This window comes from Mesorhizobium sp. M1227 (assembly GCF_040318315.1).
In the GTDB taxonomy this organism is placed as follows: Bacteria; Pseudomonadota; Alphaproteobacteria; order Rhizobiales; family Rhizobiaceae; genus Mesorhizobium.
In genome coordinates, this window is the sequence record NZ_JAMYLZ010000004.1 from 129,739 (window position 1) to 152,072 (window position 22,334).

23 protein-coding genes are annotated in these 22,334 nt (G+C 62.8%); 11 read left to right on the top strand and 12 right to left on the bottom strand.

The features are described from left to right. Window positions 1–34: 34 nt before the first annotated feature. The 4 genes from NKH28_RS08230 to petA are packed head-to-tail and all read right to left on the bottom strand — an operon-like array spanning window position 35 to window position 4,302. Window positions 35–946 (bottom strand): pirin family protein, encoded by a 912-nt coding sequence (locus tag NKH28_RS08230; RefSeq protein WP_352612471.1) that lies wholly within the window; start codon window positions 944–946, stop codon window positions 35–37. Between the two features lie 26 nt (window positions 947–972). After that, entirely contained in the window at window positions 973–2,490 is a 1,518-nt protein-coding gene (locus tag NKH28_RS08235) for a mechanosensitive ion channel family protein (protein ID WP_352978450.1), read from the bottom strand. Window positions 2,491–2,513: 23 nt separating this feature from the next. Continuing rightward, window positions 2,514–3,809 carry a cytochrome b gene (locus NKH28_RS08240; protein ID WP_352612474.1) on the bottom strand — a complete coding sequence of 432 codons (1,296 nt, stop codon included), beginning with the start codon at window positions 3,807–3,809 and terminating at the stop codon, window positions 2,514–2,516. A 16-nt stretch (window positions 3,810–3,825) separates the two neighbouring features. Then, entirely contained in the window at window positions 3,826–4,302 is a 477-nt protein-coding gene (gene petA, locus NKH28_RS08245; protein ID WP_352849854.1) for a ubiquinol-cytochrome c reductase iron-sulfur subunit, read from the bottom strand. On the opposite strand from petA, the gene NKH28_RS08250 reads away from it, so the two are divergent. The 4 genes from NKH28_RS08250 to NKH28_RS08265 all read left to right on the top strand — a co-directional run bounded on the left by NKH28_RS08250 (window position 4,301) and on the right by NKH28_RS08265 (window position 6,742). Beyond that, entirely contained in the window at window positions 4,301–4,429 is a 129-nt protein-coding gene (locus NKH28_RS08250; RefSeq protein ID WP_352978452.1) for a hypothetical protein, read from the top strand. The genes petA and NKH28_RS08250 overlap by 2 nt on opposite strands. A gap of 335 nt (window positions 4,430–4,764) precedes the next feature. Further along, a complete protein-coding gene (locus NKH28_RS08255; RefSeq protein WP_352612478.1) occupies window positions 4,765–5,058 on the top strand; it encodes a glutathione S-transferase N-terminal domain-containing protein in 294 nt (97 codons plus the stop codon). 22 nt (window positions 5,059–5,080) lie between these two features. Beyond that, complete coding sequence (locus tag NKH28_RS08260; protein ID WP_352612480.1) at window positions 5,081–5,341, top strand: glutathione S-transferase C-terminal domain-containing protein; 261 nt, start codon at window positions 5,081–5,083, stop codon at window positions 5,339–5,341. 345 nt (window positions 5,342–5,686) lie between these two features. Next, the gene (locus tag NKH28_RS08265; protein ID WP_352612482.1) at window positions 5,687–6,742 is read left to right on the top strand and encodes an alpha/beta fold hydrolase; all 1,056 of its coding nucleotides are present in this window, start codon (window positions 5,687–5,689) and stop codon (window positions 6,740–6,742) included. Window positions 6,743–6,820: 78 nt separating this feature from the next. On the opposite strand, the gene guaD is transcribed toward NKH28_RS08265, so the two are convergent. The 8 genes from guaD to add form a co-directional block, all read right to left on the bottom strand. Continuing rightward, complete coding sequence (gene guaD / locus NKH28_RS08270; protein WP_352612484.1) at window positions 6,821–8,188, bottom strand: guanine deaminase; 1,368 nt, start codon at window positions 8,186–8,188, stop codon at window positions 6,821–6,823. A 100-nt stretch (window positions 8,189–8,288) separates the two neighbouring features. Continuing rightward, window positions 8,289–9,152, bottom strand: a complete 864-nt coding sequence (locus NKH28_RS08275; protein WP_352470599.1) for an aromatic ring-hydroxylating dioxygenase subunit alpha — start codon at window positions 9,150–9,152, stop codon at window positions 8,289–8,291. 23 nt (window positions 9,153–9,175) lie between these two features. Continuing rightward, window positions 9,176–10,576 (bottom strand): 8-oxoguanine deaminase, encoded by a 1,401-nt coding sequence (locus NKH28_RS08280; RefSeq protein WP_352978454.1) that lies wholly within the window; start codon window positions 10,574–10,576, stop codon window positions 9,176–9,178. Between the two features lie 7 nt (window positions 10,577–10,583). Next, window positions 10,584–11,519: an ABC transporter permease gene (locus NKH28_RS08285; protein WP_352849850.1), complete on the bottom strand. Its 936-nt coding sequence runs from the start codon at window positions 11,517–11,519 to the stop codon at window positions 10,584–10,586. A 10-nt stretch (window positions 11,520–11,529) separates the two neighbouring features. After that, window positions 11,530–12,582, bottom strand: coding sequence for an ABC transporter permease (locus tag NKH28_RS08290; protein WP_502906610.1), 1,053 nt, complete (start codon window positions 12,580–12,582; stop codon window positions 11,530–11,532). A gap of 2 nt (window positions 12,583–12,584) precedes the next feature. After that, on the bottom strand, window positions 12,585–14,189 hold the full coding sequence (locus NKH28_RS08295; RefSeq protein ID WP_352612729.1) for an ABC transporter ATP-binding protein: 1,605 nt from the start codon (window positions 14,187–14,189) through the stop codon (window positions 12,585–12,587). Between the two features lie 115 nt (window positions 14,190–14,304). Further along, window positions 14,305–15,426 carry a BMP family ABC transporter substrate-binding protein gene (locus NKH28_RS08300; RefSeq protein ID WP_352612491.1) on the bottom strand — a complete coding sequence of 374 codons (1,122 nt, stop codon included), beginning with the start codon at window positions 15,424–15,426 and terminating at the stop codon, window positions 14,305–14,307. Window positions 15,427–15,453: 27 nt separating this feature from the next. After that, entirely contained in the window at window positions 15,454–16,494 is a 1,041-nt protein-coding gene (gene add, locus NKH28_RS08305; protein ID WP_352612493.1) for an adenosine deaminase, read from the bottom strand. 199 nt (window positions 16,495–16,693) lie between these two features. Here add and NKH28_RS08310 point away from each other — a divergent pair, with 199 nt between their 5' ends. From NKH28_RS08310 to NKH28_RS08340, 7 genes are all read left to right on the top strand, one after another. Next, on the top strand, window positions 16,694–17,020 hold the full coding sequence (locus tag NKH28_RS08310) for a hypothetical protein (RefSeq protein WP_352684650.1): 327 nt from the start codon (window positions 16,694–16,696) through the stop codon (window positions 17,018–17,020). Beyond that, the gene (locus tag NKH28_RS08315) at window positions 17,017–17,739 is read left to right on the top strand and encodes a Rieske 2Fe-2S domain-containing protein (RefSeq protein WP_352470593.1); all 723 of its coding nucleotides are present in this window, start codon (window positions 17,017–17,019) and stop codon (window positions 17,737–17,739) included. The genes NKH28_RS08310 and NKH28_RS08315 overlap by 4 nt, the downstream gene beginning before the upstream one ends. Continuing rightward, window positions 17,736–18,371: a glutathione S-transferase family protein gene (locus NKH28_RS08320; protein WP_352612496.1), complete on the top strand. Its 636-nt coding sequence runs from the start codon at window positions 17,736–17,738 to the stop codon at window positions 18,369–18,371. Before NKH28_RS08315 ends, NKH28_RS08320 begins: the two co-directional genes overlap by 4 nt. A 36-nt stretch (window positions 18,372–18,407) precedes the next feature. Beyond that, window positions 18,408–20,210, top strand: coding sequence for an adenine deaminase (locus NKH28_RS08325; protein WP_352470591.1), 1,803 nt, complete (start codon window positions 18,408–18,410; stop codon window positions 20,208–20,210). After that, entirely contained in the window at window positions 20,211–21,131 is a 921-nt protein-coding gene (locus NKH28_RS08330; RefSeq protein ID WP_352470590.1) for a LysR family transcriptional regulator, read from the top strand. It abuts the gene before it with no gap. Window positions 21,132–21,221: 90 nt separating this feature from the next. After that, window positions 21,222–21,722, top strand: a complete 501-nt coding sequence (locus NKH28_RS08335; RefSeq protein WP_352612499.1) for a thiamine pyrophosphate-binding protein — start codon at window positions 21,222–21,224, stop codon at window positions 21,720–21,722. Next, window positions 21,719–22,327 carry a thiamine pyrophosphate-dependent enzyme gene (locus tag NKH28_RS08340; protein ID WP_352612501.1) on the top strand — a complete coding sequence of 203 codons (609 nt, stop codon included), beginning with the start codon at window positions 21,719–21,721 and terminating at the stop codon, window positions 22,325–22,327. The genes NKH28_RS08335 and NKH28_RS08340 overlap by 4 nt, the downstream gene beginning before the upstream one ends. Window positions 22,328–22,334 lie beyond the last annotated feature (7 nt).

Below are 22,334 nucleotides of genomic sequence, written 5' to 3' on the forward strand. Positions count from 1 at the left end.
GCGGCGCTGAGGTCACCATCCGCTGCCTTATCCCTCACACGCTGCCATCTGGTAGAGGCATGAGCTCGTGCTCTCCCGGCACGCCGGGGAAGCGGCGTTCGCGCCAATCCGCCTTTGCCTGCTCGATCCGTTCGGCTGAAGAGGAGACGAAGTTCCAATAGATACGACGTGGCTCGGCCAGGGGCTCACCTCCTATCAACATCAGTCTCGCCGCATGGAAGGCAGGCGCCTGCAGCACAATCTCAGCGCCGGGCGCCAGAGCTACTAATTCGGCCTCATGAAACGTACCGAGTTGGCCGACAATTCCAACCTCACCGGCGACGATGTAGATCGCACGCTCACGGTGTTCGGGTTTCACCTGGTAGCGCGCACCGCTCGTGAGCACAATTTCGGCATAGACCATGTCGGAGAACGTCCTTACCGGCGAGACCAACCCGTCGGACGCGCCGGCGATCAACGTAAACTCGACGCCGTCGGCACAGATCCTCGGTATTTCGGGAGCGCCAAAATGTGCGACGTCGGCGGCAATTTCTTCATAGCGGGAGGGGAGGGCGATCCAAGCCTGAGCGCCGAAGAGATTGCTTGCCGACGCCCGGACTTCCGGTGGCGTGCGCTCGGAATGGACGATGCCCGACCCGGCCGTCATCCAGTTGACCTCGCCAGGACGGATGGTCTGCACTTTTCCCAAATTGTCGCGATGGACGATCTCGCCATCGATCAGGTAGGTCACGGCCGCAACGCCGATATGCGGATGCGGTCCCATATCGAAACCGTGACCTGCGTCGAATATAGCGGGGCCGAAATGGTCGAACAGGATGAAGGGCCCGATCATCAGGCGATCCGAGGACGGCAATACGCGCCTTATCTTCAGTCCGTCCGCAAAATCACGGATAGCTGGCTGGATGAGTGTATCGATGCCTGTGATACCGCTTTGGCGGATGGTCATGGATCTCTGTCCTTCTGCATGCCTTGTCAGCCAGGTGCTCGAACGCGCTTGAACGAAGCGGCTCGAAAGACTGTCTGAATGGCTTTGAGGAGCGCGAATTTGGAGCTCGCGTGGTGCTGTCCGGCGATGCCGCTTTCATTAAAAGCCGACACCCTCATCGACAGGATCGCGGCAAGATCTTCGGCCATTTCGGGCCTGTCGTGCAGCAGCGGCGCAAAGCTTTCCTGGTCTATGTCGTAAACCGTGACAGGGGTCATTGCCCGCAAACTCGACATCTCGCCAATACCGGCGAGCAAGCCGGTCTCGCCGAAGAAATCGCCAGGTGCAAGCCGGGAGATCTCCTGCAGTTGATCATCGTCCTCGCCAATTTGCCGGACGATGACGCCCGTCCGAACGATCATGAGCGACGGCAGCATCTCTCCCTGTCGTGCGATGATTTCGCCCTTATGGTAGCTGCGAACCGAGGCCGCTTTGGCGAGCGAACCCTGCTCGGTATCCGTTAGCGCCGAGAATACCGGTATGGAATTGATGAGTTCGATCGGGGTGAAGCCTTGGGAGGCCGCCGTCTCGTGGCCCGGCCGGTTGGTCATGGCAATCGAGCCTGAAAATGGCTCCGCCAGCAGCATGCCGGTCGACTTTGAATGGCGATAAATGAGATCGAAGATTTCGTTCCGAGCGGCACTTCGCTGGTCGATACTTGCGACGCGAAAAAACAACTCGATCTCGATAGCTGTGGCATCCAGGCTTCTGATGGTGACCGAAGGCGAAGGGTCCTGGAGGATCGAATTGCAGCTCAGCAAGACAGTGCGCATGAGGTCTACGATGATCGCCGGCGTCTTCGTTGGCGCCACCTTGACGGTTACGGCAAGTCCATGGCTCTCGTCCGGACCGCTTAGATTTGTTACCCCGATCTTGGCGAGAAGGCTGTTTGGCAGCGCCACGACATTGTGTGTCGGGGTCAGAAGTTGGGTCGACCGCCAATTGGTCTCGATAACGCGGCCTTCGGTTCCGTCGCCCAGAATGATCCAGTTTCCAAGCACGTAAGGGCGGCCGAGGTTAAGCGCGATCGCCGAAAATACGTCACCAAGCGTATTCTGGAGCGCCAGTCCCAGGATGACGGCAAACACGCCCGACGTGGCAATGAGCGTTCCGACCGGCACTGCAAAGACAAACGCCAGGATCGACAGGAACATTCCAGCGTAGACGACACCGACCACGACGTCCTGCAGGAGACGTGCCTCGCGCGGCTTTCGCTCGAAGACGAGATAGATACGGACAAATCCGATCAGCGCCCAGGCAAGGTGAACCCACCAGAGCAGCTTGACCGAGCCGATGAGGATCGCTCCTCCGGTTGTCTCGTTGTCCCCTGCGGCCTCGTACGGCACGACGCGCAGGTGGAGAACCATGGCCGACATCGCGACGAAAAAGGCGAGTTGGACGACCAGCTTCGCATTGGCGAAGCGTCTGGGGATGAGAGACCAAACGACGATCCCGGCGAGGCCGAGCAACACGATGTAGACCAGAGGAGAGTTCCACCAGTTCATGAACGATCACCGCGATGCCCGGTTCAACGTTTGGTCTCCGGCCCGGCGATCGGGCCTCTGGCGCTGGCCTTGTCTTTTTCGAGAACTGCTTCGGTGATCGAATTCGGCAGCCGTCGCGGCTTTTCGATCAGCCCGAGCACCGGCATGGCGATGATGAAGAACGCAAAATAGTAAAGCGTCGCCAGTTGGGACATGACGACGTATGCGCCTTCCGCCGGCCGGGAGCCGAGCCAGCCGAGAAAGAGGGCATTGGCAACGAACAGCCAGAAGAGCACCCTGTACCAGGGCCGATAGACCGCCGAGCGCACCTTCGAGGTGTCGAGCCACGGCACCAGGAACAGCACGGCGATCGAGCCGAACATCGCGAGCACGCCGCCGAGCTTGGAATCGATCGGCCCGATATTGAAGGTGATGGCCCGCAGGATCGCGTAAAACGGCAGGAAGTACCATTCCGGCACGATGTGGGCCGGCGTCTTCAGCGGATTGGCGATGCTGTTGTTGTCGGGATGGCCGAGGTAGTTCGGCAGGTAGAAGACGAAATAGGCGAAGAAGAACAGGAACACGAGGATGCCGAAGGCATCTTTGACGGTGGCATAAGGCGTGAAGTCCACGACATCGGTTTTCGATTTGACTTCGATGCCGGTCGGATTGTTCTGGCCGACGACGTGAAGCGCCCAGATATGCAAGGTCACCACGCCCACAAGCACAAATGGCAGCAGGTAATGCAGCGCAAAGAAACGGTTCAGCGTCGGATTATCGACCGCGAAGCCGCCGAGCAAAAGCTGCTGGAGCCAGTCGCCGATCAGTGGGACGGCGGTGAAGAAGCTGGTGATGACAGTAGCGCCCCAGAACGACATCTGTCCCCAAGGCAGCACGTAGCCCATGAAGGCCGTCGCCATCATCAGCAGGAGGTTGGTGCAACCGAGCACCCACAGCAGCTCACGCGGCGCCTTGTAGGAGCCGTAGTAAAGCCCGCGGCAGATGTGGATGTAGACGGCAATGAAGAAGAACGACGCGCCGTTGGAATGGAGATAGCGCAGCAGCCAGCCCGAATTCACGTCGCGCATGATCTGCTCGACCGAGTTGAAGGCCAGCCCCGTATCAGGGGCGTAATGCATCGCAAGCACGATGCCGGTCAGGATCTGTGAAACCAGCATGATCGTGAGAATACCGCCGAACGTATAGGCATAGTTCAGGTTGCGCGGGACGGGATAGACGATGAAGCTGTCATAGACCAGCCGCGGCAGCGGCAGGCGGGCGTCGAACCAACGTTCGATTCTGGTTTTGGGCGTATAGGTCGAGTGTTTGCCGCCGCTCATCGAAATGCCCCCTGCCTCAGCCGATACGGATCTTGGTGTCGGAAACGAATTGGAACACCGGCACCGCCATGTTCTCGGGTGCCGGCCCCTTCCGGACGCGGCCGGCGGTGTCGTATTGCGAACCATGGCAGGGGCAGAACCAGCCGTCGAAATCGCCTTCCTGACCATGCGGGATGCAGCCAAGATGGGTGCAGACCTGGATCATCACCACCCAGGCTTCCTTGCCCGGCATAGTTCGATTGGCGTCGGTTGCCGGCGCATCGGCCGGCAGGTTGGCGTTGCGGGCAATTGGATCCTTGAGCTCGGCGAGACTGACTGCCTGGCCGTCCTTCCTCTCTTTTTCGGTGCGGTTGCGCACGACAACCGGTTTGCCGTGCCAGTCGATGATCAGCGACGTTCCCGGCGTCAGCGAGGAGACGTCGACCTCGATCGCGGCGGGCGCCTCGACGCGCAATGTGTGCTCGGCTGTGGAGGTTTCGGAAAGGTCGGCCATGATGGCGACTCCTATTGTCGGAAGCTGCGTCATCGCGTTGGTGGCAATCGAGCAAAAGCAGACCACGGCTTTCGCGTTTCCAGTCTGCTCGTGCCGCGCGGAATATGCCGGCCGTGGCCGGGTGTGAGCCATCGTGCCAACGGCACGTGCGTCCAATACTTTCGTTTAGGATTTCCTGAGCGAAGGACTGGCCGGGCTGGCGATGATGCCATCATGGAAGGTTCTGGATTCCTCCAGATAACCGTTGGCCGCTGAGCTGGCATACGTCCCGGCATTGCGCACAGCGATCCCGAACTTCACCCGACCATACCTCGGCATAGGCACGTCTAGCTGTCGGTGTCGTAGTCGTCGTCTCCGCCAAGTGCGAGTTTCTGGAGCGGTTGTCTCGCGTGGCGCGGGGCAGGTTTTCCGCTCGGCGACGACCAATTGCGGGATTCAATCGGGTTCAGAAAGGGAAAAGCGGTGAAACTCTACTACAGCCCTCTCGCCTGCAGCCTGGCGGACCACATCGCTCTGGAAGAGGCCGGTGTTTCCTTCGAGCGCGAAAGTGTGAACCTCAAGACCAAACGGACAGGCTCCGGGGATGATTTCACTACCGTCACGCGCAAGGGCTATGTTCCAGCCCTCGTGCTGGATAGCGGCGAAACGCTGACGGAAAATATCGCCGTCCTCGACTGGATTGCGTCGCAATACCCGCCACTGGCAGTGGCGGGGCCGTACCCGCCTTCTCGAAGCGCTGACCTACGTCTCAACTGAAATACACCGAAGCTTCAAGCCGATGTGGCACCAAAGCAGCGATGCCGAAAAGGCCAGGGCGAGCGCGACGATTACGAGCCAACTCGAGTTCGTCGCTGACGGGCTCGAGACCGACTATCTGTTCGGCGACAAGCCCAGCGTCGCGGATTTTTATCTTTTCGTGATGCTGCTTTGGGCGGCCCGCTTCCAAGTCCCTGTTCCCGCGCCTTTGCAAGCCCTTCGCGTCCGAATGGCTGCCCGACCGGCCGTGCGCATCGCAATGGATCGTGAGGGCCTCGTCTGAAGCCGAGGGCGACTTCGAGCATAAGACCAGATGCAACATGTCCTCTCGCCCAAACAGAAGATCAGGAGTCATTCTCATGCTGCCGTTCCTGCGGATGCTACATCTACATCCAGCCGCTTCCAAGCGCGGGGACGGCCTAGGTCTCGAATTTCTGAGGAGGGAAATCGAGGAAACGCTTGACCTGACCGGCATTCACTCAGAGTTCGCCGCACTGCCTCCTGGCCGAGTGTTACAGTGGTTGGTCCGCCGCCCGCAGTCACCATCGAAATAGGCAACATTTCCTGTCGGCCGATGAGGCGGGCGGTCCGGTCGTTCCTGCTTGTTGGTCATTACAGAGGCTTCATCATGAATGCGAGTAAGGCTCGCGACACGGTCGATCATCGCCGCCGGCGCATTGTTGGTGCTGCAGCAATGACGTTCGCCGCCACCGAACTCGGCTTGAGCGAGCCGGCGGCCACTTGGACGGTCGAGGCGAGGGCATCTGCTACGCAAGCCACGCAGAAATCATTCGGCTCGCTCGGGCAGGTCAATGCCGGAAATCTGAGCGTCGGATATGCGGAGCTGGGGCCCGCCGAAGGTGCCCCAGTGATCCTGCTTCATGGCTGGCCTTATGACATTCACACCTACGCCGATGTCGCTCCCCTGCTTGCCGCAAAGGGGTACCGCGTGATTGTGCCCTACCTGCGCGGCTACGGCACTACGCGCTTCCTGTCGGACGAGACGATGCGCAACGGCCAGCAGTCGGCGCTCGCCGCGGATACGATGGCCCTGATGGATGCGCTGGGGATCGAAAAGGCCACGATCGCCGGCTGCGACTGGGGCGCTCGAACGGCCAATGTCGTTGCCGCGCTCTGGCCTGAGCGTTGCAACGCGATCGTCTCGGTGAGCGGCTATCTCATCGGAAATCAGCAGGTCGGCATGGTGCCGCTGGCACCGGAGGCGGAGCTTCAATGGTGGTATCAGTATTACTTCGCCACGGATCGCGGCCGCGCCGGCTACGAGAAATACACGCGCGATTTCGCCAAACTCATCTGGCAACTCGCTTCGCCGCAGTGGAATTTCGACGATGACATCTTCCAGCGCAGCGCCGCAGCACTGGACAACCCGGATCACGTCAGCATCGTCATTCACAATTACCGCTGGAGGCTCGGCCTGGCACAGGGCGAGCCGGAATATGACGTTCTGGAAAACCGGCTGGCCGAAGCTCCCGTGATCACAGTGCCGACCATTACCCTTGAGGGCGATGCCAATGGCGCACCCCATCCCGACAGCAGTTCCTACGCCAAGAAATTCTCGGGCAGATACACGCACCGGATCATCACCGGCGGTATCGGCCACAACTTGCCTCAAGAAGCCCCGCAAGCCTTTGCCCAGGCTGTCATCGACGTCGGCGAATACTGATCAAAATCCATGACGTGCCCCCGACCGTAAGGAATAAAACGGGAAGAGTCCTGGTTCTCGGCACAGCCTCCGGTCCGCTTAGGCGAGAACAGCTCTCCCGCCGACCCAGACCGACGCGATGTTGGCCCTGGAAGCGGAGTAGACGATCTTCTGAAGGATGCCGTCGCCGTCGTCGAGTTCGTCCCACAGGTGAATTGTGCCTCTGGGCGCGGCGGTGTCGACCAGGATCGCATCGAAATGGTAGCCAGGCGAGAATCGCCCCACAGGCAAGCCGAGTGCCACGCCACCGCCTGCCGTCGCCAGGTGGAAGGACTCGCGAAAGTCGACGCGTGCTGTTCCGGCCGTGCCGCGCGTCTCGGCCGCTAGCGCCGGGTCGGTGCCGGTTTCCAGCATGCGCGACGACATGACCGTCGCGCGCATCGCATCGAACATCGAGGCGCTCGGTCCCCCGGAAATGTCGGTGCCGAGCCCGACCTTGACACCCTTCTCGAGGGCCGCCCTCAACGGGAACACGGCGCCTGCGAAGTAGGCGTTGGAGACGGCGCAGTGCGCCACGGCCGCCTTGCGCACGCGGATCGTCTCCATGTCGGCAAGCGTAATGAAATTGGCGTGCGCGAGCACGCTGCCGGCGCGCAGCAGGCCAAAGCGATCAAGGCTAGACGTGTCGCTGATCCCGTGGCGCTGCAGCACGTAGCCATGCGCCCAGTCGCTCTCCGAGCAATGCGTCTGCACATGGCAGCCGCATTCCTGCGCAAGCGTGCCGAGCCCTTTGAGGGCGGCGTCGGTACAGGAGGGGATGAAGCGCGGCGTAATGACCGGCTTTACCCGTCCCGTGGCATTGTCCGGATGCCCATGCACGTAGTCGATCAGAGCGCGCGTGCCATCGATGGCCGCGTCCGCCGAGGTATCGCGATAGTAGGCCGGGCACTCGTCGGGATTGTCCATCGCCACTTTGCCGACCAGCGCACGTTGCCCCCGTTCGAGGCAAATGTCGACGAGCAGCCTTGTCGCGTCCTGGTGGATGGTTGCGAAGTAGAGCGCTGTGGTCGTGCCATTAGCGATCAGGTCGTCGACCAGCAGGCCGTAGCTGCGCCGCGCGAAGGCGAGATCGGCGTAGCGCGCCTCCAGGGGAAACGTGTGTTTGTGGAGCCAGGCCTCGAGCGGCACGTCCAGCGCCCTGCCGAGCTGCGGATATTGCGGCGCGTGCACGTGAAGATCGACGAAGCCGGGCAGCAGATAACTCTGCGCCGGCAAGGTCGCCAGCGAACCGGTCCGGCGCGCGGCCTCCAGCGCCTCGCCATAGCCGGCATCATGCGGATGCAGCACCGAGGCGATGATGCCTGATTGATCGATTGCGATCAGGGCATGGAGCAACTCTTCCACGAGCCCGCGCTCCGGCGCGTGAAAGCCGCTGGCCAGAAGCGTCTTGCCGCTCAGGTCGCTCACCTGTCCTCCGCCGAAGAACAGCTACGCACTGCCGTCGCGAAGCGCCAGAGCGCGATTGCCCGTCCGTCGATGCCGATGACAATATCGGAAGGGCTGCCGCTCATGCGGCTTGCGCCGTCGTGCCGTAGGTGATGCCCTTCTCCTTCAGCCAGCGGCGATAGGCGATCGACGAGCCGTCGGCCCGCGTCGGGATTTCCGCGCGCGGCTCGAGCGGCAAAAGAAGTGGCCGCTGGTTCTCCAGGATGATGCGGTCCTGCAGGAAGATAAGCTGCTGGAACTGCACAAGTTCGGTCGTGGTCGATACGTCGTCGATCAGGAACATGACGGGGTGCGCGCGGCAGCGGTCCGGATCGAGGGGCTGCACGAACAGACAGATCACGTCCCACCGGGTAGCCGAGTTGGGGCAGGTCTTGTAGAGCATCACCGCGAAAGGATTGGCGACCCGGTACATGTATTGGGTCATGATGCCGCCGGTCGCCGAGAGTGCTGCCTGCGGCTGGAAGAATTCGCAGTTGGTCGCCCACACCTCGTCCACGTCGCGGCGGATTTCGGTTGTGTAATGCCGCACTTCCGTGTGCGGCTCGGCGCCCAATATGTCGGTATGGACGAAGGGGAAATGCGCCATGTCGAGGAAATTCTCGACGATGCGCAGGCCGGACGCCTTTACCGCGATCGCTCCGCAAACGACAGGCCGGCGATCGTCCTCATAGGCCTCCGGGATCGACAGCACATCGCCGGCCGGCATGCCGAGCGTGATCCATAGATAGCCGTAGCGTTCCTTGGCCGGGACTTGGCTGCCGTCGCCGGCACGCGACACATTGACCGGGCCTGCCGTATCGCGGGCTACCAACAGATCGACGCCCAGAAGCCGGTTCGGCATCGTGCCGACCGGAATCTCGTTCAGCGCGTCAATGCAATACCATTGGTCGAGGGCCGCCTGCTCCGCAGCTCGCTTAATGGTCATTGTTGCGTCCTTCCTGTGCTATCTCACTGCCGATAGATGCGGTCCATCACGGCCCGGTGGTCGGCCATCGCCGCCTCGACATCGAAAGAGGCGAAGTCGCCTCTCGCGATAATCTGCCGGCCGTTGATGTAGGAATAGTCGACCTTGAAGGGTCCGCAAAGCACCAGCGCGGCGAGCGGGTCGCGCTCGGTGCCGGAAAGGCCGAGTTGGCTGCGTTTGACCGCGATGAAGTCGGCGCACATGCCGGGCGCGAGATGGCCGATGTCATTGCGGCCGAGCAGGGCAGCGCCACCGCGCGTCGCCATTTCGAGGGCCTCGCGCGCGGACAGCGCCGTCGGCGTGCCGCCGAAACCGCCGCGGCCGCCGGGCTTTTCGGAGAGGTAGTGGTGCGGCGCGACACGCTGAAGCATCAGCGCCAGCCGCGCTTCCATGAACAGGTTCGACGTGTCGTTCGAGGCCGAGCCGTCGACGCCAAGGCCGACCTTCACGCCCTTGTCGAGCATCTCGCGGATTTTCGCGATGCCCTGGCCGCAGCGCATGTTAGCCGACGGGCAATGGGCGACCCCGGTGCCGGTTTCGGCGAAGCGGTCGATCTGGTCGCTGGTCATGAAAATCGAGTGGGCGAACCAGACGTCGTCACCGAGCCAGCCGACGGATTCGGCGAACTCGACCGGCCGTTTGCCATAGATTTCGAGGCAGTACTTCTCCTCGAAAAGCTCTTCGGCAAGGTGCGAATGCAGGTTCACGCCCTTGTGGCTGCGCGCCAGCGATGCCGCATCGCGCATCAACTCCGGAGTCACCGAGAAAGGCGAGCAAGGAGCCAGGATGATTCGGCTCATCGAATGCCGCGACGCGTCGTGATAGCCGCCGATCAGCCGTTCGGCATCCTTCAGGATATCCTCTTCCTTTTCGACGCAGCGATCCGGCGGCAAGCCGCCCTGGCTTTCGCCGCGCGACATGGCTCCACGCGCAGCGTGGAAACGCAGACCGATATCGCGGGCCGCACCGATCGTCGCGTCGAGCGTGCAGTTGTTGGGCAAGATGTAGAGGTGATCGGAGCTGGTCGTGCAGCCCGAATGGATGAGCTCGGCCATCGCTACGCGCGCCGAGACGCTTATCGCATCGTCGTCGAGCTCGGCCCAGATCGGATAGAGCGTCTTCAGCCAGACAAGCAGCTCGTCGTTCTGAGCCATCACACGGGTGAGGTTCTGGTACATATGATGATGCGTGTTCACCATGCCCGGCATGACGACATGGCCCGATAGGTCGAGCACCTCGTCGGCACTGGAGGCACTGAGTTCCGCGGTGGTGCCGACCGCTTCGATGACGTTGTCGTCGATCAACAAGGCGCCGTCGGAAATCTCGCGGCGCGTACCGTCGAAGGTGGCGAGCAGATCGATGTTCTTGACAAGCAGGCGGGGCATGACGGTCTCAACGCATGTCGCGGAAATAGGGTTCGCCGAGAGCAGCCGGCGCGGCCATTACCCGGCGCATGCGCTGCCAGGCAAGCACCGGCACGATGATCAGGGCGATCGTGCCGAGATAGGGAAGCATCGACAGGATCGGCGCCGCGATCGGCCAGTTGCGTGCTTGGCCGACGAAGCCGAGAGAGGTGATGAGACCGAACAGCAGAGCGGCCAGCACGGCGTTGAGGGGCCGGTAGCCTGCGAAGATGACGAGAGAGACGGCAATCCAGCCGCGGCCGGCCACGACGCCTTCCGACCAGGAGGGAACGAAGGCAAGCGTGAGGTAAGCGCCGGCGCCGGCCGCCAGCGCCGAGCCCGCGGCGACATACCAGAAGCGGATGCTTTGCACCGAAATGCCGGCGGCGTCGGCTGCCGCGGGGTTTTCGCCCGCCGCGCGCATGTTCAGCCCGTGGCGCGTGCGGAACATGATGTAGTGCAGCACAACCGGCAGGACGATGTAGATCAGGTAGACAAGGATGTTCTGCGTGAAGATCGCGCGACCGAGCAGCGGGATGTCGCGAAGATAGGGAACAGCAATCGGCGCGAAGGTCGCCGGCGCCGGCATGCCGGAATAGGCGCGACCGATCGTTGCGGCCATGCCTGTGCCCATCAGCGTCAGCGCCAGGCCGCACAACACCTGGTTCGCTTTGACGACGACGGTGCCAAGAGCGAAGACGCAGCCAACGAGGAAACCGACGACAAGCGCAAGGACGAAGCCGAGCATAGGGTGCGGCGTGGCGACGACGACCGCGATGCCAGTGATTGCACCGAGCGCCATAAGCCCTTCGACGCCGAGATTGACGACGCCGGCGCGCTCGGAGAGCGTCTCGCCCAGCGCCGCCAGCGCCAGCACGCCGCCGGCGAGAATGGAGGTCTGGATCAGTCCGGCGATCATGTCCATGGGTGTTTCCTCAGCTCGCGACCGGTTCGGTCCGCGTGATGCGGTAGTGAGCGAGTTCGTTGCCGATCGCCGTGAAGAACAGGATCAGTCCGGTGATGGCGAGCACGGCCGATACGGTGATGCCTTGCGTCTGCAGGATGATGCCCGAATTCAGGATGACGCCCATCAAAGCCGCGCCTGCGAGCACGCCAAGTGAGGAACCGCGCGCCAGCACCGCGACCATGATGCCGAGATAGCCGAAATTGTTGGAGATGCCGCCCTGCAGGCGATGCACCGTGCCAGCTACTTCCAGCATACCGGCGATGCCGGCGATCGCTCCCGACATCAGCAGGACGACGATCAGGCGGCGGCGGAACGGCATGCCCGCATAAAGCGCCGCGCTTGGATTCGACCCAGCGATCCTTACCTCGTAGCCCCAGCGCGTGTAGTTGAGCAGTCCTGCGATGACAAAGGTGAGCAGGATCGCCAGCGGGAAACCGTAGTGTACGATACCCCAGAATTCAGGCACGTCATGCGGCAGACGTGCAGTGGTCGCGAGCGCATGGCCGCTCGGGTCGAGCCATGGTCCGGTGGCGACGTAATAGACCATCAGCGTCGCCACGAAATTCAGAAGCAGGGTGGTGATGAGTTCGCTGACATCGGCGTAGGCGCGCGCCAGCGTCGGCACCAGTATCCAGAGCAGCCCGCCGAGCGCGCCAGCGATGAACATAACAGGCAGGATCAGCCAGGTCGGGCCGGGAATGAACAGCGCGACCGCCGTGGCGCTGAAGGCGCCGGCATAGAATTGGCCCTCCGCGCCGATGTTCCAGGCGCCGATTCTCAGCGCTACCCAGACCGACAGGCCGGTCAGGATCAGGGGAGTGACCAGAAGTCCGACGTCTTCCAGCCCGAAGCTCGAGCCAAAAGTCGAGTTGAGCACCTCCCAGGCGAGTTCGACGGGAGCATTGCCGCGAGCGGCCAGAACCAGGCCGGCGACCCCCAGCGCCAGCACGATCGCCAGGGCACGTGCCGCAAAGGCAACGGAGGGCTGCGCGGATGGAACGCGCTGGAGCTTGATCGCCAAGGTCAGTGCTTCCCGGCAGCGGCCTGGGCGCCAGCACTGGACCGCATCTGCCCGCCCATCATCAGGCCGATTTCCTCGATGTCGGTGGAGGCAGTCTCCACCGCGCCCATGATCCTGCCATGGAACATCACGGCGATGCGATCCGACAGGTTGAACAGCTCTTCCAGCTCCTCGGAAATGAAGAGCACACCGACGCCGGCATCGCGCAATTCGACGAGATAGTGCATCATCGTGTTGATCGCGCCGACATCGAGGCCACGGCTCGGATAGGCGGCGATCAGAACCTTACTTGCGATGCGCATCTCGCGGCGTGCGACGAGGCGCTGCTGATTACCGCCGGAAAGGTTGCGCATGGGCATGCCGAAATTGGGCACCGCAACGGATGCCGCTTCGGCGATCGTGCGCGCGAGAGCAGCCGCTAGGCGCGGTCGAAACGCGAAGCCCTTTGAAACAGGCGCCGACGCATATTCGCGGATTATGGCGTTGTCGGTGATTGAAAGCGCCGGCGCCAGGCCGCTGTGCAGCCGGTCTTCGGGAATGTGGCCGACGCCGAACTTGGCGTAATCGACCGCGCCGGCGGTCGTGACGTCCTTTCCGCCGAGCAGTATCTGGCCCGAGTGGATCGGCCGCAAGCCGGTGACGACCTGGGTCAGCTCCTTCTGGCCGTTGCCGGCCACACCGGCGATGCCGAGAATCTCGCCGGCATGGATGTCGAGCGAAACCTCGTCGAGAAGGATGCCGCCCACGTCGTCACGCGCGACGACGGATTTGAGGCTGAGCACCGGCTCGGCGGAGATGCCGGCCGCGCCTGGCTGCCTGGCACGCAGATTGCTGAGCACGATCTCACGGCCAACCATCAGGCGCGCCAGCATCTTCTCGCCGCAGTCCGCGGTATTTTCGGTGGCCACCTTGCGGCCGCCGCGCAGCACAGTGATGCGGTCTGATATTTCCAGGACCTCGTCGAGCTTGTGGCTGATGAAGATCACCGCATTGCCCCGGGACACGAACTGCTTGAGCGCCTTGAAGAGCTCGCGCGCTTCCGCCGGAGTAAGCACTGCAGTCGGCTCGTCGAGGATCAGAACACGGGCATTGCGCGCGAGCACGCGTAGGATTTCCACGCGCTGCTGCTCGCCGGTCGAAAGATCGGCGACGCGCGCGGATGGCCGTACCGCGAGGTTCAGCTTCTCGGCCAGTGCGGCAGTCCGCGCCTCGAGCACCGACGAGCCAACACGCTTGGGCGTTTCGGACCAGCCGAGATGAATATTCTCGGCGACCGTGAAGGCGGTCACCAGCTTGAAATGCTGGTGGACCATGCCAATACCGGCGGAGATTGCATCGACGGGAGATGCGAAACGCTTGGCATAGCCGTCGACGACGATCTCACCGGCATCCGGCTGATAGATGCCGGTGAGGATGTTCATCAAGGTCGATTTGCCGGCGCCATTCTCGCCGAGCAAGGCGTGGATCTCCCCCGGCATCACGTCCAGGTCGACGTCCTGGTTAGCAACGACGCCGGGGAAATATTTGCTGATGCCCTTGAGCAGCACGAGCGGCGGCGCGCCGGAGCCAGGCTCGTAACGTCCCGGGGAGGTGGACGGCACCTCCATGCCGCCGTAGCGGTGCTCGCTCGAAGCATGATGAACTGGAACAAAATCATTCATCCCGCTTAGCTCTTTGCCTTCTGCCGCATAGTCTATCCGAAAACTCTGCAATCTTTCGGGATTACGCTTGGAGGCCGCTGACGCCTTCGATCGACCAATCCCAGTTGTAGAGTTCCTCTTCGGTCATGCGATGGCCGGCAGCCACCTTGACGTTGCCCTTGGTGTCCTTGATCTCGCCCTCGAACGGGCTCCAGCCGCCGAGAATCTTGTCGCGCACGGCATCGGCCTGCTTTGCGACCTCGGTGGGCACCGTCTCGCCCCAGGCATCGCGGTCGATACCGCCGCCCATCGGCAGGATGGTCTGCGAGGGCGTCCACTTGCCTTCGAGGCGCAGGCGCACCTGCTCGACATAGAATTTCTTGAAGTCGATGGCGATCGAGGAGACGTAGGCCTTCGGCCCGTAGCGGCGGATGTCGGTATTCCACATCACGGCCTTCGCGCCGCGCTGCTCGGCCACCTGTAGATAGCCTGCTTCGTCCATGATGCCGAACAGAAGGTCGGCGCCGTTGTCGATGAGCGCGGTGCCGGCCTGGGTGGCAGCCTGCGGATCGAACCACGAGTTGATGACGATGGTCTGCATCGTGGCGTTGGGATTGACCGAACGGGCGCCCATCAGGAAGGCATTGGTGCCGGAAAAGACCGACGGAACAGGGAAGGAGGCGACGTAGCCGAGCTTGCCGCTCTTGCTCATCAGGCCCGCGGCGACACCGGTGACGTAGGTCGGGTACCAGTGGGCGAGATAGTAGGTCGAGAGATTTTCGAGCGGGTTGCGGCCATCGCATTCATAGAAGGCGACGTCCGGCGAACGCTTGGCCACGTCGTAGAGGAAGTCGCCATAGTTGGAGGTGGCAAACACCATGTTGGCACCTTCCGAGACGAACTGGCGGAAGGTGCGGGTCGCGTCGGCCGAATAGGGGATGCTTTCGACGAACAGCGTCTTCAGCTTCGGGAACGCTTCCTGCACGGCCTTCATGCCCTGGTCGTGGCTCCAGGTCCAGCCTTCATCGGTCACCGGACCGGTGTGGCCGAAGGCGATGACCGCGTTTTCCTCGGCGACGGCGGCGAGCGGCGTCTGTGCATGGGCGGGCGTGATAAGGCCGGATTTCGGCAGGAGCAGCGAGGCGCCGGCCGCGGCGCCCATGTTGAGGAAGCCTCGGCGGGAGAGATTGCGCAGGTCGATCATGCTTCGGTCCTTTGTTCCGTGTCGTGTTCAGTTCGGGAGAGACAGTTCGGTTTCCATGAGGCGGTCGATTTCTGCCGACCAGTCGGCCAGCCATGCCTGCTTGATGTCGTCGTCGAGCCATGCTGCGGACAGGCCAGCCAGCGCGATCCGCTTCAGTGCCGGCGGCCCGAGCGCAAAATTTTCGGCGATCAGCGCGTATTCGCGGTCGAGCGTCGTGGCGAACATGGGCGGATCGTCGGAGTGGATCGTCACGGTAAGCCCGGCCTCGATCATGCGGCGGATCGCGTGGTCGGGCGCGGCGAGGTCACGCCAGACGGTGGTGGCCAGCGTCGTGCTCGGACAGCAGGTGAAGACGATGCCCATCTCCTTGCACTGCTCCATCAGCGCCGGATCGTCGACGACATGGTAGCCGTGGTCGACCCGTCTCAGGCCGAGGACGTCGACGGTATCGCGGACATAGTCCGCCGGGCCATCCTCGCCTGCATGGTTGGTGACATTGAGCCCGGCAGCCCGCGCTCGCTCGACGATGCGCGCAAACATCGGCGGTGGGTTCGGGCGTTCGTCGTAATCGAAGCCGATGCCGATCACCTCAGCCGGGCGCTCGGCCAGAACCATGTCCAGGAAGCGCTCGCCACCTGCCGCGCCGAGCGGCTTCGCATGCGCCGGTATCAGCTTTGCCATAAGCCCATAGCGCTCCTTTGCGCGGTGAAAGCCGTCGAGGATGCCTTCGAGCATAGTCGAATAGGCCACGCCATGAGCCAGATGCGCATGCGGGCTGAAGAACAGTTCGACGTAGCGCGCACCGGCTTTAGCGCAGCGCTCCAGTGCCTCGAAGGTGATGCGAGAGAAATCGTCCGCAGTCCTGATCGAGGCGCAAACCAGATCGTAAATCTTCAGGAAATCCAGCAGGTTGCCGTAGCTGTAGAGCTCCGATGTCGGTCTGCCGTCCGGCAGCGGCACCGCGTTCAGCGCCGCCAGCTCGGCGAATGTCTCTGTGGATACGGCGCCCTCGAGGTGCAAGTGCAACTCGACCTTCGGCATGAGCTGAATGAAACTTGACAACGACATCGACGCTCACTCGCCCGGATTGGCAATCCCAAGCCGCACCTGGTTTTCTTGGGCGACGGACGGCTGCCGAGTTGTTCGATAATCGCGGCTTTTTCCAACTGTCCGATCACCTGATACGCAACAGATGTCAGGGAAACGGGGCTTGCACAAGCCAAAAAATGATGCCTAACTAGACACATTCTAAAACTGCTTAAAAAATGTGCAGGCCGGGAGAAATATAGGCATGAAGCACCTACGGGAAGCGCAGAACCCTGCGCCTCCGCCTCAAACAACGCGCCTGCGCTTCATCGGCCGACTGGTGTCGTCGAGCTTTGGCGAGTTCGCCGACAGGCGTGCCGCTCGGCTCAATCTCGATCTGCTGGTGCACGAAGCCGCGGACGATTTTTTTGTCGTCCAGGTTTCGGGCCAGCCCGATCTCATCGATGCCTTCGAGATGGCATGTAGCTTGGGGCCAATCGACTGTCTGGTGATGGACTGCGAACGGGCCGAAATTTGGGAATATTCCAGAGGGAAAGACGCAGAATGACGATACAGGCTGGATGGCACCCAGTGGCGCTGTCGGGATCGATCGAGCCGGGCAGTTCGGCCGGAATCCGCCTTGGCGGAAACGAGCTGGTGGTCTGGCGCGACAACAGTGGCGCAGCGCATGTGTGGGAGGATCGCTGCCCGCATCGCGGTATGAAGCTGAGCTTCGGTTTTGTCCGCGGCGATCATATTGCCTGTCTTTATCACGGCTGGCAGTACGATGCGGCCGGCCAGTGCCGATACATTCCGGCCCACCCCGATCTCAGGGTGCCGGCGTCCATTACCGTGTCTGCCCACAGATCGGCCGAGGCGGCTGGGATAGTCTGGACGGCACTGGATCCGGCAGCAGCATTGCCCGAATTGCCTGCCTTGGCAGAGGAGGTGGTGCCGGTCCGCAGCCTGCATCTCGACAGTCCCGCCGCAATGGTGATCGATGTCGTGAGGGCCATGCCGCCCAGGCCCTTCTCCCGCGGATCCGGGCTCGCTGAGCTGAAGGCGCTGAGCGGGATGCTGTTCAGCCTGACGGTCGGCGAAGACACGCTGCTTCTTGGCCTGCAGGAACTGACCGACAAACGATCGGCCCTACACATCGTGATTGACGGACCGGCAGCCAAGTATGCCGGCAAGGGGCAGAAGCATTTCTTCGCTTGGACGAGCGAGCTGCGTCATCATCTCGAGACCGGGCGTACCGGCGCGACCTCGACGACGCGGGCTGCATGATGGCGAGGATCACGCTCTACAACTACGAGCTGGACGAAAACTGCTACAAGGTGCGGCTGGCGCTTTCCATGCTCGGCCTGGAATGGCAGACCGTTGCAGTCGATGCATTTCCGGGGGCGGAGCAGAAGACGCCGCCATTCCTGGCCATGAACCCGGCGGGCAGCCTGCCCATTCTCCGCGACGACGAGGTGACGATGTTCGGCGCCGAGTCCATCATCGTCCATCTGGCGCGCAGCCACGATTCAACGGGTGCATGGCTGCCGGCGGATGGTTCGGATTTCGCCAAGGTGATGCAGTGGCTTTTCTTCGCGGCCGGCGATCTCGGCGTTGCCGGCGCCGCGCGCCGCCATGCCATGTTCGGCGCCGGCGGCGACGAGGCTGCGCTGCGGGCCGGTGCCGCGCACGCACTCCGCGCCATGGACGACCATATGACCGCGCGGGGTTTCGACAAGAAAGAATGGTTCGCTGCGGACCGCCCGACCATCGCCGACATCGCGCTTTTTCCGGCGTTTGCGCTGAGCCGCGATTTCGGCGTCGACCATGACGAGTATCCGGCGCTGCGCCGCTGGGTGCGTCGCTTCCGCGCGCTTCCGGGCTTCACGACCATGCCGGGCATCCCCGATTACCATTGACGCCCAACATTCGACGAGAACGAGGCAAGCAACAGAATGACCTCTCTCACGCGCTTTTCCGTCCAGCCGCTCTCGTCCATGACCCGGCGGCTGGCCGGCGTCGCTTCCGGGCGAGCCGATCCCGATCTGGTCATTGCCGGCGCACGCGTGTTGTCGACCTATTCGGAGCGCGTGCTTCCAGGCCGCGAGATCTGGTTGTCGGGAGGGCGGATCGCCGCTGTGAAGCCGGCCGGCACTTATAAGGGTGGCAGCGCCAGGATATATGACGCCAGGGGCGGCATCGTCGCCCCCGGCCTGGTCGATCCGCACATCCACATCGAATCCTCGATGGTGACGGCCTGCGCCTACGCCGAGGCGGCGCTGCTCAACGGCACCACGACCCTCTTCTGCGACAGCCACGAGATCGGCAACGTCATGGACGTTGCTGGCATCGAGGCGATGCTGGAGGACGCGCGCCTGGCGCCGTTGTCCATTTTCCTGACGGTTCCGAGCACCGTCCCGGCAACTTCGCCGTTGCTGGAAACGGCCGGTGGCGACCTGACAGCCGAGAAGATCGGCGCATTGTTCGACAAATGGCCGGAAGCCGTGGCGCTAGGCGAGAAGATGGATTTCGTGCCAGTGGCTATGGGCGATGAACGCAGCCATGCCATCCTCGCTGCGGCGCTGAGACGCGGCCGCCCGGTGTCGGGACACGTCTATGGACGCGAATTCGTGTCGGCCTATGCGGCCTCCGGCGTCACCGATACCCATGAGGCGATCGACCGCGAGATCGCCGACGACATGCTCGAGGCCGGCATCTGGCTGTTCCTGCGTGGCGGCCCGCCGACGACACCGTGGCACAGCCTGCCCGCAGCGATCAAGACGATTACGGAACTCGGAGCCTCGCATAAGCGCATCGCGGTCTGCACCGACGACCGCGATGCTGACGACCTGATGCTCTTCGGCCTGGACTGGGTGACGCGCGAGGCGATGAAGGCCGGCATGACGCCGGAGCAGGCCTGGTCGATGGGCTCGCTGCATGGCGCGACGCGCTTTGCAATGGAAGGCGAAATCGGAGGCCTCGGTGGTGGCCGCCGTGCCGACCTGGTGCTGCTCGACGACGGCTTCGATCCCGTTAGCACGTGGTATGGCGGCGAACTCGTCGTCGATGACGGCAAGATCATGCCGCTGCTCGACCAGGCCCTCTCGACCCGCTACCGCTATCCGGACACGGCCTACCACACAGTGAAGCTGCCGAAGCAGATCAAGCTGACGCCGGAGCTGCCAACCGGCAAGGTGGTGGCGCATACCATCCGCACCGAACTGCCGGGGATCACGCTCGGCCACCAGAAGATCACGCTCGATCCGTCCAACGATTGGCAGAACCATTTCGACCGCCACGGCCTGTGCTTCGTCACTGTGGTCGAGCGCCATGGCAAGTCGGACGGCAACGTCGCCTACGGGCTGCTCAGCAATTTCACGCTGCGACGCGGCGCCGTCGCATCGTCTGTCGGTCACGACAGCCACAACATCATCATCGCCGGCCTCAACGAGGCCGACATGCAGGTGGCGCTGCGGGCGATCGAGGAAACGCAAGGCGGCGTCTGTGTCGTCGTCGACGGCAAAGTGACTGCCATGGTTGAACTGCCGATCGCCGGCCTTTTGTCCGACAAGCGCGTCACTGAGGTCGCGGAGGAGGTGAAGATCCTCAAACGGGAATGGGAGGCGGCCGGCTGCTGCATTCCCTATATGGGCTTCAACCTCATCCCGCTCTCGGTCATCCCCGAAATCCGTATCACCGACAAAGGTCTCGTGCTGGTGCCGGAAATGGAGATCGTCCCCGCCTTTGAGGCCGCCTGAGTGGATCCCTTCCGACTTGGGCTGGTCTCACCGCGCATCCATTATTTCCAAATGGTCGCGCGGCTGGGCTCGGTTCGCCAGACCGCGCAGGCGCTCAACGTGGCGCCATCCTCCATCAGCCGCGTCATCAAGGGCCTGGAGGACGAACTGGGCACGCCGCTCTTCGAGCGTGTGCGCCAGCGACTGAAACTGACCAGCGCAGGCGAGCTTCTGCTCTACCACGCGCGTCAGAGCATCACCGAGTTGGCGCGCGCCTCGTCCGAGATCAATGATCTCAGTGGCCTCAACCGCGGCTCGTTGTCCGTGGCGATCGTGGAGAGCGCGGCGCGCGGGCTGGTGCCGAACGCGCTTAAGGAATTCTGGAAGCGCCACCCGCAGATATCGGTCGATGTGCATGTCGCCGGGTCGCAGCGCGCCTGCGATGCGGTTGCCGACGGCGAATGCGATCTGGCGCTTGCTTTCGACGTGCGCGTGCCGCGCAACGTGCGCAAGATCGCGAGCACGCCTCTGCCGCTGGGCGTCGTCGCTCATCCGGGCAGCCGCCTTGCCGGCCGCAAGGAAGTGAAGCTGTTCGATCTTGCCGGCGAACAGGTCATCGTCTCGGACAACAGCCTTGCTTTGGGCATTTCGATCGACGATGCGATCGGGCGCTCCATGATCGACATCACGCGACGGTCACGGACCAACTCGATCGGACTGATGACCGAGATGGTGCGCCTCAACCTCGGCGTGGTGCTTCGCACCAAGCTCGGCATCGAGCCGGAAGTGGCTGACGGATCGCTCGTTTTCGTGCCGTTGCGCGATTCTCGCATGAACCCGCACCGGCTGATGCTGCTCGCCCGGCTTGAACGCGAAATGTCGGATGCGGCCTCCGCATTCGCGGCGCTGCTGGCCCGCATGGTCGAGGCGTTGCATGATTAGTTGTTGCATTTTGCGCATCGATAAAGAGAGTAATTTGTCCCTATCTCGAACAACTGAGCTTTGCGAGACTTCCCGGCCGAAGGGGATGTCATGAAGCAGAGTGCGGTCGACGCGGTCATTCGGGGGCTTAAGCGGGCGGGAGTGAGCATCGTCTGCTATCTGCCCGATTCGTTGTTCAAGGAGCTCTATCCGGCCCTTGATGCCGATCCGGATATCCGCACGATCCGCGTCACCAACGAGGGTGAGGGCGCGGCGATATGTGGCGGGGTCTTCCTGTCGGGCAAGCGCGCGGCGCTGGTCATGGAAAATTCCGGCTTGCGCGCCTCGGTCGAGCCGCTGGCCCGCATGGGCCTTGGAGCCGGCATCCCGGTCGTGATGCTGATGAGCTATCGCGGCGAGCTCGGCGAGAACAACTGGTGGGCAGTCCCGCATGGCATCACCATGGAGCCGGTGCTGAACGCGCTGCGCGTGCCATACCGGATCGTCACAGAGGAGGCGAAGATCGAGCGCGCCATCCTTGACGCCTATTCCTGGTCCTATGCGTCCTATTACCATTCGGCTGTGGCGCTCGGCGGCGAGGTGGTGCGGTGAAACGCTTCGACTGCATGAAGGCGCTCGCCGCGCGGCTGAAGGATGAGCTGGTGATCCTTTCGCTCGGCGGCAGCGTCGACGAGTGGTACAACGCCGCGCCGCATATGCGCGAGGCGAGTCTGTTCCAGCAGCAACTCGGCTGCGTCACGCCGCAGGCCTTCGGGCTCGCCGCCGGCCTGCCGCACCGCCGCGTCATTTCGCTCGATACGGATGGCGGCCTGCTCTTCAACCTGGGCATTCTGGCCACGCTCGGAAACGAGCAGCCGAAGAACCTCTTCGTCGTGGTCTGGGACAATGAGTGCTACCAGTCGATCGGCGGCCCGCCGACCCATACGGCGCTGGGCCGCGTCGACCTTGCCGCGATCGCGCGCGGCGCCGGCGTCGAGAACGCCCATACGGCGCGCACGGTGGAGGAGTTCGACGCACATTGCGCAAGGGGGCTCGCCATGGAGGCACCCTATATAGTGGTCGCCAAGGTCTCGGGAACGGTCCAGCCGGACATCAAGCGCAAACACAGCGACGGCCGCGAGGACAAGTATATCTTCGTCCGCCATGTCGAGGCGAGCGAAGGCATCGTCATCATGGGCCCGAGCGAGCACAACTGACGAGATC